Origin of the sequence: Actinorhabdospora filicis (assembly GCF_030269765.1) — a bacterium.
Lineage (GTDB): Bacteria > Actinomycetota > Actinomycetes > Mycobacteriales > Micromonosporaceae > Actinorhabdospora > Actinorhabdospora filicis.
Window position 1 is genome coordinate 1,190,170 of record NZ_BSTX01000001.1, and the last position, 17,261, is coordinate 1,207,430.

17 protein-coding genes and 2 pseudogenes are annotated in these 17,261 nt (G+C 70.7%); 6 read left to right on the plus strand and 13 right to left on the minus strand.

Going from position 1 to position 17,261, the window contains the following annotated elements; translation table 11 throughout:
- Window positions 1-145: 145 nt before the first annotated feature.
- Both QSK10_RS34240 and QSK10_RS05495 read left to right on the plus strand, forming a co-directional pair.
- Window positions 146-323: pseudogene (locus QSK10_RS34240) on the plus strand (4a-hydroxytetrahydrobiopterin dehydratase); the annotation flags it as partial.
- A 202-nt stretch (window positions 324-525) separates the two neighbouring features.
- Window positions 526-1,266, plus strand: a complete 741-nt coding sequence (locus QSK10_RS05495; RefSeq protein ID WP_285661487.1) for an SAM-dependent methyltransferase — start codon at window positions 526-528, stop codon at window positions 1,264-1,266.
- 557 nt (window positions 1,267-1,823) lie between these two features.
- On the opposite strand, the gene QSK10_RS05500 is transcribed toward QSK10_RS05495, so the two are convergent.
- Entirely contained in the window at window positions 1,824-2,618 is a 795-nt protein-coding gene (locus tag QSK10_RS05500) for a LysR family substrate-binding domain-containing protein (RefSeq protein WP_285661488.1), read from the minus strand.
- A 37-nt stretch (window positions 2,619-2,655) separates the two neighbouring features.
- Between QSK10_RS05500 and QSK10_RS05505 the strand changes: the two genes are divergently transcribed.
- Window positions 2,656-3,024, plus strand: a complete 369-nt coding sequence (locus tag QSK10_RS05505) for a DUF5997 family protein (RefSeq protein WP_285661489.1) — start codon at window positions 2,656-2,658, stop codon at window positions 3,022-3,024.
- Window positions 3,025-3,030: 6 nt separating this feature from the next.
- On the opposite strand, the gene QSK10_RS05510 is transcribed toward QSK10_RS05505, so the two are convergent.
- The 3 genes from QSK10_RS05510 to ychF form a co-directional block, all read right to left on the minus strand.
- Window positions 3,031-4,338, minus strand: a complete 1,308-nt coding sequence (locus tag QSK10_RS05510; RefSeq protein WP_285661490.1) for an NAD(P)/FAD-dependent oxidoreductase — start codon at window positions 4,336-4,338, stop codon at window positions 3,031-3,033.
- Window positions 4,339-4,724: 386 nt separating this feature from the next.
- Window positions 4,725-5,177, minus strand: coding sequence for an HAD domain-containing protein (locus tag QSK10_RS05515; protein WP_285661491.1), 453 nt, complete (start codon window positions 5,175-5,177; stop codon window positions 4,725-4,727).
- On the minus strand, window positions 5,174-6,256 hold the full coding sequence (gene ychF, locus QSK10_RS05520) for a redox-regulated ATPase YchF (RefSeq protein WP_285661492.1): 1,083 nt from the start codon (window positions 6,254-6,256) through the stop codon (window positions 5,174-5,176). The genes QSK10_RS05515 and ychF overlap by 4 nt, the downstream gene beginning before the upstream one ends.
- A gap of 126 nt (window positions 6,257-6,382) precedes the next feature.
- On the opposite strand from ychF, the gene QSK10_RS05525 reads away from it, so the two are divergent.
- Complete coding sequence (locus QSK10_RS05525) at window positions 6,383-7,039, plus strand: hypothetical protein (RefSeq protein WP_285661493.1); 657 nt, start codon at window positions 6,383-6,385, stop codon at window positions 7,037-7,039.
- Between the two features lie 161 nt (window positions 7,040-7,200).
- On the opposite strand, the gene ahcY is transcribed toward QSK10_RS05525, so the two are convergent.
- Together ahcY and QSK10_RS05535 are read right to left on the minus strand one after the other, a co-directional pair.
- Window positions 7,201-8,652, minus strand: a complete 1,452-nt coding sequence (gene ahcY / locus QSK10_RS05530) for an adenosylhomocysteinase (protein WP_285661494.1) — start codon at window positions 8,650-8,652, stop codon at window positions 7,201-7,203.
- Between the two features lie 103 nt (window positions 8,653-8,755).
- Window positions 8,756-9,367 (minus strand): lytic polysaccharide monooxygenase auxiliary activity family 9 protein, encoded by a 612-nt coding sequence (locus tag QSK10_RS05535; protein ID WP_285661495.1) that lies wholly within the window; start codon window positions 9,365-9,367, stop codon window positions 8,756-8,758.
- 678 nt (window positions 9,368-10,045) lie between these two features.
- On the opposite strand from QSK10_RS05535, the gene QSK10_RS05540 reads away from it, so the two are divergent.
- The gene (locus QSK10_RS05540; RefSeq protein ID WP_285661496.1) at window positions 10,046-10,639 is read left to right on the plus strand and encodes a TMEM165/GDT1 family protein; all 594 of its coding nucleotides are present in this window, start codon (window positions 10,046-10,048) and stop codon (window positions 10,637-10,639) included.
- Here QSK10_RS05540 and manA read toward each other — a convergent pair.
- The 6 genes from manA to QSK10_RS05570 all read right to left on the minus strand — a co-directional run bounded on the left by manA (window position 10,621) and on the right by QSK10_RS05570 (window position 16,234).
- On the minus strand, window positions 10,621-11,814 hold the full coding sequence (gene manA / locus QSK10_RS05545) for a mannose-6-phosphate isomerase, class I (RefSeq protein ID WP_285661497.1): 1,194 nt from the start codon (window positions 11,812-11,814) through the stop codon (window positions 10,621-10,623). The genes QSK10_RS05540 and manA overlap by 19 nt on opposite strands.
- A 67-nt stretch (window positions 11,815-11,881) precedes the next feature.
- Window positions 11,882-12,829, minus strand: coding sequence for a cation diffusion facilitator family transporter (locus QSK10_RS05550; protein ID WP_285661498.1), 948 nt, complete (start codon window positions 12,827-12,829; stop codon window positions 11,882-11,884).
- 170 nt (window positions 12,830-12,999) lie between these two features.
- Window positions 13,000-14,196 carry an SIS domain-containing protein gene (locus tag QSK10_RS05555; RefSeq protein ID WP_285662927.1) on the minus strand — a complete coding sequence of 399 codons (1,197 nt, stop codon included), beginning with the start codon at window positions 14,194-14,196 and terminating at the stop codon, window positions 13,000-13,002.
- Between the two features lie 8 nt (window positions 14,197-14,204).
- A complete protein-coding gene (locus tag QSK10_RS05560) occupies window positions 14,205-14,393 on the minus strand; it encodes a Trm112 family protein (RefSeq protein WP_285661499.1) in 189 nt (62 codons plus the stop codon).
- A 26-nt stretch (window positions 14,394-14,419) separates the two neighbouring features.
- On the minus strand, window positions 14,420-15,784 hold the full coding sequence (locus QSK10_RS05565) for a phosphomannomutase/phosphoglucomutase (RefSeq protein WP_285661500.1): 1,365 nt from the start codon (window positions 15,782-15,784) through the stop codon (window positions 14,420-14,422).
- A gap of 39 nt (window positions 15,785-15,823) precedes the next feature.
- Window positions 15,824-16,234: a DUF3499 domain-containing protein gene (locus QSK10_RS05570; protein ID WP_285661501.1), complete on the minus strand. Its 411-nt coding sequence runs from the start codon at window positions 16,232-16,234 to the stop codon at window positions 15,824-15,826.
- A 108-nt stretch (window positions 16,235-16,342) separates the two neighbouring features.
- Here QSK10_RS05570 and QSK10_RS05575 point away from each other — a divergent pair, with 108 nt between their 5' ends.
- Window positions 16,343-16,819, plus strand: coding sequence for a metallopeptidase family protein (locus QSK10_RS05575; RefSeq protein WP_285661502.1), 477 nt, complete (start codon window positions 16,343-16,345; stop codon window positions 16,817-16,819).
- Window positions 16,820-16,963: 144 nt separating this feature from the next.
- Here the strand turns inward: QSK10_RS05575 and QSK10_RS05580 are convergent.
- Window positions 16,964-17,215: pseudogene (locus QSK10_RS05580) on the minus strand (WhiB family transcriptional regulator); the annotation flags it as partial.
- Between the last annotated feature and the right edge of the window lie 46 nt (window positions 17,216-17,261).

The following is a 17,261-nucleotide window of genomic DNA, read 5'->3' on the forward strand; positions in this document are numbered from 1 at the left end:
ACCGCCCAATCACGAACAGCCGGATATGGCCGAATTGCCCGCGTAGACACCGGCCTCGCTTGCGGCAAGACTCTAGGCACCGATGGTTAAGGCGCGACGGCGGTTCGGACACAACCCGATGAAGGCCACCGCCGCGGAGGTGCCCATGACACTAGGTGAACAGTTGCTCAAAGACGCGCTACGCCAACTGTCCGGCTGGACCGGCGACACGACCGGCATAAGCCGGACCCTGCCGATCGACGACAGCCAGCACGCCGAGATGACCGAACGCATCAAGGTGTACGCCGACACACTCGAACTGCGCCCCTTCGTCCGCCGCCACGACGGCGCCACCACGGTCTCCGTACGCAACCCCGACGGCGTCTCCGCCAACGACATCGCCTTCGCCGCGCGAGTCGAGGACGCCTACCGCTCCATCGCGCACATCACCGACATCGAACCGGCCCGCTCCACCTGGAGCCTCGCCGGCTGGTGGAAGCGCCGCACCACCACCACCTGACGCAGCCGCCCGCTATCGTCGCCCCCATGATCCCCACCCCCGGCGACGGCCTGGTCTTCCACGGTCCCCTCTCCGAAGCACGCGCCGCCTCACTCATCACCCGCCTCACCGCCGAACCCCGGCCCCGCACCATCCTCGACCTCGGCTGCGGCCGGGGCGAGCTCATGCTGCGGCTCCTGTCCGCCCTCCCCGACGCCACCGGTACCGGCGTCGACCTGCACGCGCCCGACCTCGCCGCGGGCGCCGCCACGGCGTCCGCGCGAGGACTCGGCGACCGCGTCCGCTTCCTGGAGGAGTCGGCGACCAACACCGAGCACGGCCCCGCCGACCTCGTCCTCTGCCTCGGCTCCAGCCACGCCCTCACCGACCTGGAACCCCCGGCCCACACCGCCGCCGCCCTCGTCGCCCTGCGCGCCCTCGTCAACCCCGGCGGACGCGTCCTGCTCGGCGAAAGCCACTGGACCCGCACCCCCACCCTCGACGAGCTCGCCCACATGTGGCCCGACGCCTCCGCGAGCGAACACGGATACCTCGCCGACCTCACCGACGCCGCCGTCGCAGCGGGCTTCCGCGTGCAGTGGGTGGAGACGGCGACATTGGACGAATGGGACGCCTTCGAGTCGGCGTACCTGGCGGCGTGCGAGGTGTGGCTGGCGTCGAACGAGGACGAGAAGCTGCGCGAGCGGGTGACGACCCAGCGCTCGCGGTACCTGCGGGGGTACCGAGGGGTGATGGGGCAGGCTTACTTGACGTTGGTGGCGGGTTGAGGTCGTGAGGGCTTGAGCGGGCCTTCTCGGCCGTGTCGGGACGTGTGAAGCTTGCGGCCGTTCGGGGTGGGGCTGTTCCTGAGCTGCCCCGGTATGGCTTGAGGCCGTAGTGCTCGGGCTGGCGTCTGGGCTGCCGCGCATCCAGGTCGCAGGGCGACCCGGATGCTTGCCACTGAAGTGCCTTGTACCCCGGCGTGTGCGAACCACGGCCCGAACCCCCGCCTTCGTGTTTGAAGCCGGGTTTTAAGAGCTCGCCCTTCACGACCGGCCGGGGCAACGGTGAAAGAGCAGATCTCTCCATCCCTTTAGTCGTCGAACTAAAGACCATGACGGTCACCGCAACCACAAGCCGAGCCGCAAGCCCTTCGGCCAGCGTCCGACTCGGCTCTAGGGGCAGCAACGCCGGGTACGGAAACCGAGGGCAAGTGTTCCGGCCGGCCACGGCCGGAACACGCGGCAGCTCGACCACCTGGGTGACCACGACGGCGAGTGCGACCCATTACGGCCTCTCCCGCTGACCCACTCGCCGCAGGACGAACCCCGCACGATCCCCCGGCCTACCTCCGCTTGCGAGGCTTGGCCACCGCCTTCTTCGCGACCGGCTTCCCGCCCTGCCGCGCCTTCCCGGCCTGTCCCTTGCCGCCCTGAGCCTTACCGCCCTGGGTCTTGCCGCCGCCCTGCCCCTTCGCCCCCTGGGCCTTCGCGGCGGTCTTCGTCGCGCTCTTGGCCGGCTGCTGCGACTGCTCCCCCGCGCCCCTCCCCCGCGAGCTGTTCGCCGTCCGTCCCCGCACGATCCCGATGAGCTCCTCCATCAGCTCACCCGTCTCCCCCTCCGGCCAGGCCAGCGCGACGCCCGCCTGGACGGCGTCGGTCACCGGCCGGTACCGCACTTCGGGCCGGTGGTGGAAGCGCGCGACCGACTGGGGTACCACGAGCACGCCGATCCCGGCTTCGACGAGGTCGACGGCGTCCGCCGTGGTCGCCGGGCGTTCGACGGCGGCCTTGCCGGGCGGGGTGGCGTCCCAGGGCAGTGTGTCGTCGAGGGGGTGGAAGACGATCTCGTCATCGAGGTCGGCGCAGGTGAGTTCTTCGACGGCGGTGACGACGTGCCCTTTGGGCACCATCACGACCGTCACCTCGGTGTACAGGGGGATGGCGTTGAGGCCGGTCTTGTCGAGGGGGGCGCGGACGAGTCCGGCGTGGACGTCGCCGCGCTTGACGGCGTCCAGGGCCTCGGCGGCCTCCATGGCGATCAGTTCGAGGGGGACGTCGGGGAGCCGTGTCTCCCACACCCTCGCCCACTTCGCCGGTGTGGCTCCTGGCACGTACGCGAGGCGGAAGGTGTCTGTCACCGGCTCAGGCTATCTCCGCGCTGGTTAGGGTGTTCCCATGACGTCGCACAAGACCGCCCAGACCATGAAGCCCGCCACGGCGGCGAAGAAGCTGGAGATCTACCTGGAGGCCACGCCCGCCGAGTTCCGCGAAGGCGTGGTCTCCCGCGACGAACTGAACGCCCTGCAAGCGGACCCGCCGGCCTGGCTGCGCGACCTCCGCCGCGACGGCCCGCACCCCCGCTCCGTCGTCGCCGCCCGGCTGGGCGTGTCCATCGCGGGCCTCGCCCGTGGCGGTGTGACCGAGGCCCTGACGACCGACCAGATCGACGCCATCAAGGCCGACAACCCGCAGTGGCTGATCCGCGAGCGCGAGACGCAGGCGAAGGTGCGCGCGGAGGAGAAGCGGCTGCGGCACCGCGACTAGCCCGCTTCACGCCGCTTTCGCATAACCCTTGACGGCTTCCTGGAAGTCGGTCTCCGGGTGTTCCAGCCCGGTGAGCTGCACCGCTTCGCGCCGGAACACTCCCGCCAGCAGCCAGTCGACGAGGACGCGTGCCTTGTGGTTGAGGGTCGGTACCCATGCCAGGTGGTACGCGCGGTGCGCGAGCCAGCCGAGGAAGCCGGTGAGCCGGACGCGGTAGACCTGCGCGACTCCCTGGTGGTGGCCGAGTCCGGCGACCGAGCCGAGGTAGGCGTGTTTGTAGGCCTTCATGCGGCGGCCGCGGATGTGGGCGACGATGTTGCGGCCGAGCAGTTTCGCCTGCCGGACGGCGTGCTGCGCGTTGGGCGCGGTGAACGCGCCGGGGTTGGTGAGGTCGGGGACGGCGGCGCCGTCACCGGCCGCGAAGGCGTCGTCGAGGCCGTCGATGGTGAGGTACGGCGTGGCCTTGACGCGCCCGATCGCGTCGACGGGCAGTCCGCTGTCGGCAGCGAGTGGGTTGGGGCGCCCACCGGCGGCCCAGACGAGCGTCCCGGCGTCCAGTTCGGTGCCGTCGCTGAGGACGGCGAGGCCACCTGTGGCCGATTCCAGGCGCGCGTTGAGGCGGACGTGGACGCCGCGCTTGCGCAGGGCCTTGACCGTCCACTCGCCGAGTTGCGGGGCGAGTTCGGGCAGGATCGCGCCGGTGGCCTCGACGAGGTTCCAGTTGAGTTCGTCGCGCGCGATCTGCGGGTGGTAGCGCAGCGCGTCGTCGGCGAGTCCCTGCATCTCGGCGAGCGCTTCCACACCCGAGAACCCGCCGCCCACGACGACGAAGGTGAGCGCGCGGCGCCGGACGTCCGGGTCGTCGGTCGACGCGGCGGCGGCGAGTTGCGCCAGGACGCGGTTGCGCAGGTGGACGGCCTCGCCGACGGTCTTGAAGCCGACGGCGTGCTCGGCGAGTTCGGGAATCGGCAGCCCGCGCGTGATCGACCCGGCGGCCATGACGACGATGTCGTAGTCGAGCTGGTAGGCGCGCCCCTGCGCGGGGACGAACGTCGCCCGCCGCGCCGCGTGGTCGACGTCGGTCACGCGCCCGGTGAGGACCCGCATGCCGGGCAGCGTCCGGTTCAGCGGCGCGACGACGTGCCGCGGTTCGATGGCGCCACCGGCCGCCTCGGCGAGGAACGGCTGGTAGGTCATGTATCCGCGTGGGTCGACGACGGTGACCTCGGCTTCGCCGCGCCGCACGAGGCTCCGCAGGCCGAGGGCGGTGTAGAGGCCGACGTAGCCGCCGCCGATGATGAGCACCTTTTTCATGGCCGTCTCCTTCTCTCGTTCCGCCAGTAAGACGGCGCTGGGAGAGGGCGCGTGACAGTGGGGTCGGTCACGTCGGCGCGGCGCGCCCGCCTCGGGCGGCGGGCGCGCCGTGAAATGGCGTTCGGGCCGCATGAATCGACACGGCAGCGCCATTTCATGGATTCACCGGAATCCTTTTGAATGGTCACGCTCGTCTCAAGAGGGAGCCACGAGCGGCATTCCCGCATCCGCGAATCGGGTACGAGAAAGGGGTCCCGCCGTGGTCGGCGGGACCCCTGTCGCGCTGTCCGGCACTTCGTGCCCGGGAGCGGCCTGGACGTTGAAGCGGAACTCCACCACGTCGCCGTCGCACATCACGTGTTCTCGGTCACGTCCCGGCGGCCCGATCAGGACGCGGTGAAGGCCCGCACCGCCGCGTAGTCCTCCTCGGTGAGCCCCACCCGGGCGTCGACCCGGCGCAGCAGCGCACGCCCGGGGTGCATCGCCGCCACCCACGCCCGGTCGGCGTCGGTGATCTCATCGTCGAGCCACCCGAACGGTCTCCCGGCGGCACACGCCACCAGGCCCGGGGTCTTCCAGTGCACTCGCGGCGGCGGGTCCTCGTCGGGCCAGGCCACGACGGGCAGCCGGGGCAGCCCCAGCAGTGGCGCGATGTGCGCGTTGGCGTCTTCGCCCCACGTCGTCGCCCACATGAGCTCGCAGCCGAGGGCGAGCAGCCGAGGCCCGTGCGCGGGGTCGACGCGGTCGAGCAGGGTTCCGGTCTCCCGGAACGCCGGATACGCCGACGGCCCACCGAACGGGATCAGCGGGCCGTCGACGTCGAGGTACAGGTGGGTCATACGTTGAAGCGGAACTCCACGACGTCGCCGTCGCGCATCACGTATTCCTTGCCCTCCATGCGGACCTTGCCGCGGGAGCGGGCTTCGACCATGGAGCCGGCGTCGATGAGGTCGTCGAAGGACACGACTTCGGCCTTGATGAAGCCGCGCTGGAAGTCGGTGTGGATCTCACCGGCGGCTTCGGGGGCGGTGGCGCCTTGGCGGATGGTCCAGGCGCGGGTCTCCTTGGGGCCGGCGGTGAGGTAGGTCTGGAGCCCGAGGGTGTGGAAGCCGATGCGGGCGAGCTGGTCGAGGCCGGGTTCGGCCTGGCCGGTCGACTGGAGGAGCTCCAGGGCCTCTTCTTCGTCGAGTTCGATGAGCTCGGACTCGATCTTGGCGTCCAGGAAGACCGCGTCGGCGGGGGCGACGAGTTCGCGGAGGGAGGCCAGGAGGGTCTCGTCGCCGAGCTGGGACTCGTCCACGTTGAACACGTAGAGGAACGGCTTGGCGGTCAGCAGGTGCAGTTCGCGGAGGGGTTCGAGGTCGAGACCGGCGTTGAACACGGTCCTGCCCTCGTTGAGGATCTCGCGGGCGGCCTTGATCGCGGCCAGGCGCGACTGGAGGTCCTTGTCGTTGCCCTTGACGCGGGCTTCCTTCTCCAGGCGGGGAAGGGCCTTGTCGATGGTCTGGATGTCGGCGAGGATCAGCTCGGTGTTGATCGTCTCGATGTCGTCGGCGGGGGACACGCGGCCGTCGACGTGGGTGACGTTGCCGTCGGCGAAGACGCGGACGACCTGGCAGATCGCGTTCGCCTCGCGGATGTGCGCCAGGAACTGGTTGCCCTTGCCGAGGCCCTCGGAGGCGCCGCGGACGAGCCCGGCGATGTCGACGAAGGTGACGGTGGCGGGGAGGATCCGCTGCGAGGAGTAGACCTCGGCGAGCTTGGGCAGCCGGGGGTCGGGCACTCCGACGACGCCGGTGTTGGGCTCGATGGTGGCGAACGGGTAGTTCGCGGCCAGGATGTCCGAGCGGGTCAGCGCGTTGAAGAGGGTGCTCTTGCCGACGTTGGGCAGGCCCACGATGCCGATGGTCAGTTTCACCCGGCCATTGTCCCCGCCCGGCGGGTGTGACGCACACCACGGGGTCGAGGAGTGCCCTGTTGCATTGATGGGCGAGGATGAGGAGCCCCACCACCCACCGACCCCTACACCGCATGGGAGGGCCCAATGCGGCACGTCCTCAGTCTCATCTACGGCCTCTTCGGCACGCTCGTCGCGTGGCTGGCCGCCGCGATCGGCGCCACCGCGCTCGTGTACGCCAACGCTCCGGGCGAAGTGCCCGGGGACGTGTGGGCCAAGACCAAGCTCATCGGGTACGCGGGACTGGTCGTCGCAGGGCTGATCCTGGGCTTCCTGGCAACGCTGCGGCTGTCCCCGGCCGGCCCGATCCTGGCCGGTGTCCTGCTGCTGGCGGGTCAGGCGGTCTACGAGAACAAGCCGAGCCTGTTCCAGATGGCCTGGCTCACCGACGGCCTCAAGCTCCCGAAGGAAGCGCTGGTCTACCCGGCGTCCATGTACGCGCCCGTCATCGTCGGCGTGATCCTGCTGACGGCCGCCGCGAGCGCCGCCCGCTGGCAGACCCCCAAGAAGGAGACGCCGGCCCCGACCGACTACCTGGCCTCCGAACCTCCCCTCGGTTCCGGCTACGACCCCTACGGCCAGCAGCCGATCGACCCGTTCGCGCCGCAGGCGCCGACCTACGAACCGGCTCCGGCCGTGCCCTCGCAGCCGTCCATGTACGTGGACGACGGCGAGTCGCCCACCACGATGCTGCCGCCCCCGGCCGGGCAGAAGCCCCAGCCGCCGCAGTATCCCCACCAGTAAGCAGAGCCGCATCAGCAAGCGGAGTCCAGCAAGTGCGCGGAGCCCCGTCCGCGTGCCGGGTCTCCGTCGGTGAACGGATAACGAGCGAAGGCCCCGGGAGGTGACTCCCGGGGCCTTCTCACGCGTGGATCACCGCGGGGCGGTGGTTCGGCGGCGCGGGCTCAGTAGCGGTAGTGCTCCGGCTTGTACGGGCCCTCGATCGCCACGCCGAGGTAGGACGCCTGCTCCTTGCTCAGCTCGGTGAGCTTGACGCCGAGGGCGTCCAGGTGCAGGCGCGCGACCTTCTCGTCGAGCTGCTTGGGCAGCGTGTACACGCCGATCGGGTACTGCTCGGGCTTGGTGTAGAGCTCGATCTGCGCCAGCACCTGGTTGGCGAAGCTGTTGCTCATCACGAAGCTGGGGTGCCCGGTGGCGTTGCCCAGGTTCAGCAGGCGGCCCTCGGAGAGGATGATGATCTTCTTGCCGCCGTCGAACTCCCACACGTCGACCTGGGGCTTGATGTTCTCGCGGCGGACGTCGGTGCGCGCGGCGAGCCCGGCCATGTCGATCTCGTTGTCGAAGTGGCCGATGTTGCCCACGATCGCCTGGTGCTTCATCCGCGACATCTGGTCGGCGGTGATGACGTCCTTGCAGCCGGTGGCGGTGACGAAGATGTCGCCGGTGGCGATGACGTCTTCCAGGGTGGTGACCTGGTAGCCGTCCATGGCCGCCTGGAGGGCGCAGATCGGGTCGACCTCGGTGACGATGACGCGCGCGCCCTGGCCGCGCAGGGACTCCGCGCAGCCCTTGCCGACGTCGCCGTAGCCGCACACGACGGCGGTCTTGCCGCCGATGAGGACGTCGGTGGCGCGGTTGATGCCGTCGATGAGCGAGTGGCGGCAGCCGTACTTGTTGTCGAACTTGCTCTTGGTGACCGAGTCGTTCACGTTGATCGCCGGGAACGCCAGGGTGCCCTCGCGCTGCATCTCGTACAGGCGGTGGACGCCGGTCGTGGTCTCCTCGGTGACGCCCTTGACCGACTCGGCGATGCGCGAGAAGCGGGTGGTGTCCTCTTTGAGGGACCGGTTGAGCAGCTCCAGGATGACCTGGAACTCCTCGGAGTCGGCGGTGGACGGGTCCGGGGCCGCGCCCGCCCGCTCGTACTCGGCTCCCTTGTGGACCAGGAGGGTGGCGTCACCGCCGTCGTCGAGGATCATGTTCGGCTCCTCGGTGCCCCAGTCGAGGGCGCGCTCGGTGCACCACCAGTACTCCTCAAGGGTCTCGCCCTTCCAGGCGAAGACGGGCACGCCCTGCGGGTTCTCCGGCGTCCCTTCGGGACCGACGGCGATCGCGGCGGCCGCGTGGTCCTGGGTGGAGAAGATGTTGCAGCTGGCCCACCGGACGCGCGCGCCCAGCGCGACGAGCGTCTCGATCAGCACGGCGGTCTGCACGGTCATGTGCAGGGAGCCGGTGATGCGCGCGCCCGCGAGGGGCTGCGTGGCGGCGAACTCGGCGCGCACCGACATCAGACCGGGCATCTCGTGCTCGGCGAGGGTGATCTCCTTGCGGCCGAACGCCGCGAGCGTGAGGTCGGCGACCTTGAAGTCCTGGGTCTGCGGCACGGTACTCGTCATGGGGGAAATCTTACGGTCCGCCGGAAGAGGTGGCACCGTCGGCAACCGGACCGTCACGAGCGAGCGGCCACCCGTCTCCCCGGGCGGCCGCTCTGGACTCGGATCAGAACTGGAGGTCGGAGCACTGGTAGAACGCGTTGCCGGTGTCGGCGATCGTCCAAACGGCGTACAGCATGTGCCGCCCGCTCAATGCCGGGAGCGTGACGGTGTGCGAGACCGAGGACGGAGGCTGCCGGCCGCCGTAGGGGAACGTCGCGATCGGCGTCAGGTTCAGCGCGGAGCGCGTCAGCTTCGCCGTCTGGTTCCAGCCGGGTTTGGTGAGGTAGTACTTGAAATCGGTGGTGGCGTGCGCCGCGGTGAGCTTCCACTTGATCGTGTAGGACGATCCGCCGCTCACGCTGTTGGCGGGCCAGCCGCCGTTGCGCTGGTCGTCGAGCTGACCGAACTGCGAGAGGTTGGCGCTGCACAGGCGCCCGTCAGAGGGTCCGCCGTTGGGGAAGCCCTTGGGGCCCTCCACCGACTGCGGCTCCCACTGGATCGGGCCGCAGTTCCTGGCGGTGCCCATCTGGCAGTAGAGCGCGCGGCTGATCGGCGCGTTGGTGTAGCCGTGCGCGTAGGCCTCGCCGCCCGCGAGGAGGAGCAGCAGCGTGGCGACGGCCGAGGCGAGGAGGGTTAACGCGGCTCGCCGCAGGTTCTTTCTCTTGCTTTGTGTCATGCCGGGGGCCTTTCCGATGCGATCTCCTTGGGTAGGAAAGCTTCCTTAGGATATGGGATTGCGCCGATTTGGGCCAGGGTTAAGTGAAGAATCCGTGAAGTGGGGTTTGCCGGAGGTTGCGCGCATCGCCCGGCGAGACGTCCTCACCCGACGGCGGACGCCCGACCGGCGACGAGAAGACCCCGCATCGCGGGCATACGTACGGGGCGCCCGGTGCCCGGCTACTTTCGCCGAATCCCGACCGCCCCGTACTCCCCCCGGTTTGGTTCCCCCGCGCGGCTCGGACGGTCCACTCTCACTTCCCAGCGAGGTCTACGTCGCGATGACGCTGCGTACTTAGATCCTCACCCTCCGCCGATCGCCTGTCAAGCGGAAAGCCGAAAAGACTGCGAAATTCTCCATTCGCCCCAATGGTCGGCGATCCGCACCACACCCCGGGGCGCACTGTGCTAGGCCCGGGGTAGGCTCTCCGACGCGAAGGGGAGTAGTCCTCCAACTGCCTGATCGACACACTGATCGCCCGCGATCCGGTCAGGCGGCCTCGAAGGTTCACGCGTTGTGACCCGCGAGGCGGACGAGACCTTCGACCCGCTGTTACAGCCGGGTCGAGGTCAGCCATGCCCCCGTCCCGGTGCCATCTTCCCGGGACCCCCTCCCGGGCTGAACCTGGAAGGTCCCGTGACGGGTTTCATCACCGCCCTCGGCATCAGCTTCGCCGTCATCTTCGTCGCCGAACTCGGCGACAAGTCGCAGCTCATGGCGCTCACCTTCGCCACACGATTCCGCCCGCTGCCGGTGCTCATCGGCATCACCGTCGCCACCGCGATCGTGCACGCCGTCTCCGTCGCCGTGGGTTACGGCCTCGGGGCCACGCTGCCGACCGGCTGGATCTCGCTGGCCGCCGCCGTCGCGTTCCTCGGCTTCGGCGCCTGGACGCTGCGCGGCGACAAACTCACCGACGAAGAGAAGGAGAAGGCGAACAAGACCACCAAGTCGGCCATCTGGGCCGTCGGCATCGCCTTCTTCCTCGCCGAGCTCGGCGACAAGACCATGCTCGCCACCATCACCCTCGCCACCCAGCACGGCTGGTTCGGGACGTGGCTGGGCTCGACGGTCGGCATGGTCGCCGCCGACGCCCTCGCCATCGTCGTCGGGCGCGCGCTCGGCAAGCGCCTCCCGGAGAAGGTCATCAAGTACGGCGCGGCCGCGCTGTTCGTGATCTTCGGAATCTGGCTCGGTATCGACGCGATCCGTCAGCTGACGGCGGCCTGATACAGCTCGCCGAAGCCGGTGGCGGTAACGACGTCACCGGCGTCGGCGGACACGAAGGCCGCCTGGCCGGGCAGCAGCGTCACCTCCGACACCCCGTCGTCCAGCCGGACCTGACCCGACCAGCACAGGAACACCCGCGGCCCCTTCGCGATCAGCTTCGCCTCGTCCACCAGACCGCCCACGCGCGCGCGGGTCAGCCGGAACTCCGGCATCGGCGTCGGCCACTCGCTGACGCCGGGGGCGACCTCGACGGGTGTGACGCGCGGGTCGGCGAGCGGCTCGTAGCGCAGGACCCGCAGCAGCTCCGGGACGTCGATGTGCTTGGCGGTGAGCCCGCCGCGCAGGACGTTGTCCGAGGCGGCCATGATCTCGACCCCGACGCCGCGCAGATAGGCGTGGGCGTTGCCGGCGGGCATGTAGATGGCCTCGCCGGGCTGGAGGACCACGTGGTTGAGCATCATCGCCAGCAGGACGCCGATGTCGCCCGGGTAGGCCTTGCCCAGGGCGGCGGCCATCGCGTAGGTCCGCCCGTCCTCGCCGTCGCCGGCCAGCGCGGCGCACGCGGCGACGACCTGGTCCAGCAGCGGCCCGCGCATCGACTCGGGCACGGTCATGACCGTGGTGACCGCCTCGCGCAGCGCCTGCCCGGGGTCGCCGTGCCGCAGCAGATCGACGGTCGGGGCGAGGGCGGGGACGTCCAGCCGCGCCAGCAGCTCCGCCGAGCGCACCGGGTCCCGGAAGCCGCACAGGGCGTCGAACTCCGACATCGCCACCAGCAGCTCGGGCTTGTGGTAGGGGTCGACGTAGTTGCGGACGGTGGCGTCCAGCGGGATCTGCTCGGTCTCCTCGGCGTCGAACCCGGCGCGGGCCTGCGCGGCGTCCGGGTGCGCCTGGATGGACAGGGGCGCGTCGGCGGCCAGGACCTTCATGAGGAACGGCAGGCGCTCACCGAACCGGCGGACGTTGTCGGCGCCCAGGAGCGCGACGGGGTCGGCGGCGATCACGTCGAGGAGCGAGCGTCCGTCGGCGACCACGGCCGAGGGGTTGCCGGGGTGCGCCCCCATCCACAGCTCGGCCTCGGGCTGCTCGGCGGGGAACTTGCGTCCCTGGACGGCGGCGATGGCGGTGTGCGAGCCCCACGCGTAGTGGCGGATCGGGTTCTCCAGCAGTTCCACGGTTCTATCGTCCTTCGGCAGATGAACGCCCGATGATGCCGGGCGTATGGCTTGGTGACGAGTCTTGCTATTTCGTGCCGCTTTGCGCCCGGTCGATGTCGGGTTCGAGGTAGATGACGCGGGCGATCGGGACGGCCTCGCGGATGCGGGCCTCGGCCTTGTCGATGCCGCGGGCGATCTCCGCGGCGGTCTCGTCGTGGCGGACGGCGATCTTGGCGGCGACCAGGAGCTCCTCGGGGCCCAGGTGCAGCGTCTTCATGTGGATGATGTGGTCGACCTCTTCGCCGACCAGGGCCTTCTCGATGGCGGCCACGTGCTCCTTGGTCGCCGACTCGCCCAGCAGCAGCGACTTGGTCTCCATGGCCAGGATGATCGCGACGATGACCAGCAGGACGCCGATGAGGACGGTGAAGACGCCGTCGAAGATGCCGTTCTTCGTCAGTAGCGTCAGTCCCACGCCGAACAGCGCCAGGATGAGGCCGACGAGGGCGGCCAGGTCCTCCAGCAGGACGACCGGCAGCTCCGGCGCCTTGGCGTTGCGGATGTAGTTGCTCCAGGTGGTCTTGCCGCGTTCCCGGTTGGCCTCGGTGATGGCGGTCTTGAAGGAGTAGGACTCCAGCCCGATCGCGATCACCAGCACCACCAGCGGCACCCACCACCACTTCGATTCGAGGAGGTCGTTGGGGTGACCCTCGATGCTCTCGGTGACCTTGTGATAGCCCTCGTAGACGGCGAAGAGGCCACCGACGCTGAACAGCACGATCGACACGATGAACGCGTAGATGTAGCGCTCGCGGCCGTAACCGAAGGGGTGCTCGGGCGTCGCCTTGCGGGCGGCGCGCTTGCCGCCGACGAGGAGGAGCGCCTGGTTGCCGGAGTCGGCCACCGAGTGGATGCCCTCGGCGAGCATGGACGACGACCCGGTGAGACCGAACGCGACGAACTTCGTCACCGCGATCCCCAGGTTCGCCCCCAGTGCCGCGATGATGGCCTTGGTTCCGCCGCCGGCGCTCACGTGATCTCCCCGCTTTCGATTGGGCTAGGTCGGGCATTCGCGCCGCCGCGCCGCCCGGGGGTACGGGCGGTGCGGGCGCGGTTTGGGCAACAAGATAGCGGACGGGGACCGACGCGCAGGCACGCGACCGGCCCCGTCACCGCGAAGGCCCTGGTCAAGGGCATGTCGTTCTAGTCGAGGGTGGAACGGGAGAGCTCCTTGAGCTCCGAGACCGCCGGCACCGACATCGGGTCGAGCGCGTGCGCCAGGGCGAGGTACACCGAGGTGAAGTCGGGCACGGCGACCAGGGACGCCAGCCGCTCCAGCGCCGAGGCGCCCTCGGCGTTGATCACGTCGCAGCGGATGCCGCGCCGGTCGGCCAGTTCGACCACCGCGTCGGCGCGGCGGACGTCATTGGGCGCCCCGTCGTCCTCGCCGTCGATGCCGTCGTCGCGCAGCAGCACGATCCGCAGGCGCGTGGAGCTCACGTCGTCGTCGCCGGGGTCGGCGAAGATGTCGCGGTCCTGCTCGGCGAGGGTGCCGAAGACGCCGTCGAGCAGACCCACCCGGCCGCGCCCGACCTCGCCGAGCTCACCGGCGACGACGGGGTAGCGCGCGTTGGCGGCGAGCATGTCGCCGAAGCGGCGGGCGGCCACACCGGCCAGGGGCGAGGAGCCCCACACGACCGGGATGGAGTTGGCCATGTCCAGCGCGAGGGACTTCGCGGGGTTCACGAACGGGTCGGCCGAGGGCTTGCAGCGCTCGGCGTCGGCGTCCAGGCGCGCGGCGGTCTCGGCGATGTCGGCCTCGTTGAGGCGGATCAGCCCGAAGGACTTCGCGGCCATCAGCACCGGCACGGTCAGCGCCCACAGGCTCATGCGGGCCGGAGCGCGGCGCGGCACGGGGATGTAGGGGGCGCGGGCGCGCTCGGCGACGGCCTGGAGCTCGGTGTCGGGGGCGCCGATGGCGACCAGGCGCGCGCCGCGGCGGGCGGCGGCCTCGGCGGCGGCGAGCGCCTCGGGGCTGCGCCCGGACGCCGACACCGCGATCACGACGTCGGCGGCGCCGACCCAGCCGGGGATGCCCGCGCTGCGGTGGGCGACGACGGGGACGGGCGCGCGCGGCCCGGCCACGGTGGACAGGATGTCGCCGGTGCGCCCGGCGGTACCGACGCCGGCGACGACAACGGCGCGGGGGCGGCCCTCGTCGGCGAGGGAGGCCAGGTTGGCCTCGGCGGCCAGCGCGGCGGCCTCGCGCATCTGCGGTCCGGCCTGCGCGACGGCGAGCAGCGCGCCGCCGGGGTCGCCGGCGGCGATGGCCTCGGCGGTCTCCAGGCGGCCCTCGTCGACCTGGCAGGCGCCGCTGACGCCGGCGGTGCCGTCGTCCATGCGGCGGCTCACGCGGCGCCGGCCTTCGGCCCGGACACGGCCTCGTCGAGCAGCAGCACCGGGATGCCGTCCCGCACGGCGAAGACCCGCGCGCATTCGGTGCAGGTCAGGGTCTGGGCGTCGGCGTCATAGGTGAGCGGCGCGTGGTGCTCGGCCGGGCAGGCGAGCACCTCCAGGAGAGTGGCGTCGAGTGACACAGGTGGCTCCTCGTTGTTACGTGGCTTCAGCCGCGGACGATGGCGAGCACCTCGTCGCGCAGCCCCTCCATGCGTTCGGGGGTGGGGGCTTCGACGTTGAGGCGCAGCAGGGGCTCGGTGTTCGAGGCGCGCAGGTTGAGCCACGCGCCGTCGGCGAAGGTGACGGTGAGCCCGTCCAGCCGGTCGAGTTCCTCCGTCGCGAAGTGCGCGGCGACCTGGTCCTGCTTGGCGGCGGCGTCGGTGACGGTGGAGTTGATCTCGCCGGAGGCGACGTAGCGCTCGTAGGCGCGGGCGAGCTCGGAGAGGGGCCGGTCGCTCTGGCCGAGGGCGGCCAGGGTGTGCATGGCCGCGAGCATGCCGGTGTCGGCGAACCAGAAGTCGCGGAAGTAGTAGTGGGCGGAGTGCTCACCGCCGAAGATGGCGTTGGTGCGGGCCATCTCGGCCTTGATGAACGAGTGGCCGACGCGGGAGCGCACGGCGGTGCCGCCGTTCTCGGCGACGATCTCGGGGACCGCGCGCGAGGTGATCAGGTTGTAGATGATCGTGGCGCCGGGGTCGCGGGCGAGTTCGCGGGTGGCGACCAGTGCGGTGATCGCCGAGGGGGACACGGGGTCGCCGTTCTCGTCGATGACGAAGCAGCGGTCGGCGTCGCCGTCGAAGGCCAGGCCGATGTCGGCGCCGGCTTCGACGACCTTCTTCTGGAGGTCGACGAGGTTGGCCGGTTCCAGCGGGTTGGCCTCGTGGTTGGGGAAGGTCCCGTCGAGTTCGAAGTACATGGGCACGACGGTGACGGGCAGTCCCTCGAAGACGGTGGGGACGGTGTGGCCGCCCATGCCGTTGCCCGCGTCGACGGCGACGGTGAGGGGGCGGATGCCGCTCAGGTCGACCAAGGTGCGCAGGTGGGCGGCGTAGTCGGTGAGGAAGTCGCGTTCGGTGATGGTGCCCGGGACGTCGGCGGTGGTGGGCTCCTCCCGCTGGTCCAGGATCGCCTGGGCGCGGTCGCGCATGGCGGCCAGGCCGGTGTCCAGGCTGATGGGGCGCGCTCCGGCCAGGCAGGTCTTGATGCCGTTGTACCGGGCCGGGTTGTGGCTGGCGGTGAACATCGCGCCGGGGATGTCGAGGATGCCCGAGACGTAGTAGAGCTCGTCGGTGGAGCACAGTCCGGCGAGGACGACGTCGAGTCCGGCGCGGGTGGCGGCTTCGGCGAAGGCGCGGGCCAGTTCGGGTCCGGTGTCGCGCATGTCGTGGGCGACGGCGATCTTCGTGGCGCCCTCGGCGCGGACGAGGTCGGCGAAGCCGGTCCCCAGGGCCGCCGCGGCCGCCGCGTCGAACTGGTCGGGGACGGTGCCCCGGATGTCGTACGCCTTGACGATGCTGGCCAGGTCCGGCACTGGCGCCCCTCTCCTCGGATGGATGACCAGTGCCTCAGACTACCGGTCGTCCACGATGCGCAAATGGCCACGTCGTCCGGTGTTGGCGTCGCGCGGGGCGGGTGAGGGCGGCTGCGGTGGGGGGTCGCGGCGCGCGGGGGCGTCGGGGAAGGGCAGCTCCGGGGGCCCGTCGTCGCGGGGCCGGGCGGCCTCGCGGACGGCTTCGGCCAGCGCGACGAGGTCGTCGGTGCTGGGTTCGGGGGCGGCGTATTCGCCCTCGTGGCGCACCAGGTCCCAGCCGCGGGGCGCGGTGAGGCGGGTGGCGTGGGTTTCGCACAGGTCGTAGGAGTGCGGTTCATCGGAGGTGGCGAGCGGCCCGACGACCGCGGTGGAGTCGACGTAGATGTACGTCAATGTGGCGACCGCGCTGTTGCGGCAGCCGTTTCGCGAACACAGCCGATGTGACCTCACGCGCCGAACGGTACCGCCGCGCGATGGGCGGCTGCATCCGATATCGGTCCGACACGCCGGGCGGCCGCCGTGTGCGGGCCCCGGGCCGGGCGGTTCTAGGCTTGCGGGATGACCCGAGTACCCCGATCCGCCAGACGCGGCGCTCGCGACCGCCGTGGGCGCGGGCTGCGCGGGCGCCTGGTCCCGTCGTCGGTGCCGATGGCGCGGACGCGTGCGGAGACCTTCGATGACATGGTGCTGTCGGCGGTGGAGCAGCTGGAGCGGCATCTGGCCGGGCGCGACACCGACGAGCACCGGCGCGCCGCACGGCGGCTGCGCGAGGTGGAGTTCGCCGTCGAGGACGTGCCCGGCGAGTTCAATGTGTACGACACCGACGTGCTGGAGGACGGTCAGGTCCCGCTGGCGCGGTTGCTGCCCGCGCAGCCGGGTACGGCCGGCGCGCAGCCGCGGATCGTGCTGTACCGGCGTCCGCTGGAGTTGCGCGGGGACGGTGACGATCTGGCGGCGCTGATCAAGGACGTGGTGACCGAGCAGGTGGCGAACCTGCTGGGGCTGGATCCGGCCGACTTCGATCCGCCCGAGTGACGGTGCGGGTGGGGCGCCCCACCCGGCACGTCAGGCGGCCCTGGGCGACTCGATCTCGCCGTCATAGGGCTGGATCGCGACCGGGACCGGAACGGTGATCGAGACGGGGGCCATGGCCGCCTGCGCGGCGGCGCGGGCCTCATTGGCGCGCCTTTTGAGTTTGCGCCGTTCCCGTTCCGACATTCCGCCCCAGATACCGAAGCGCTCGTCATGACGCATCGCGTACTCAAGGCACTCGGTGGTCACCTCGCAGCGCGAGCAGATTCGTTTGGCCTCACGTGTCGACCCCCCCTTCTCCGGGAAGAACGCCTCCGGGTCGGTCTGCGCGCACAACGCGCGCTCCTGCCACTCGGGGACGCTTCCCAGCAGGTCGGCCAGGATGTCTTGGCCGTCCATTATGTACGCCTCCTCGCTCACCTGTCCGGTGGTAATTGGCGCCAAC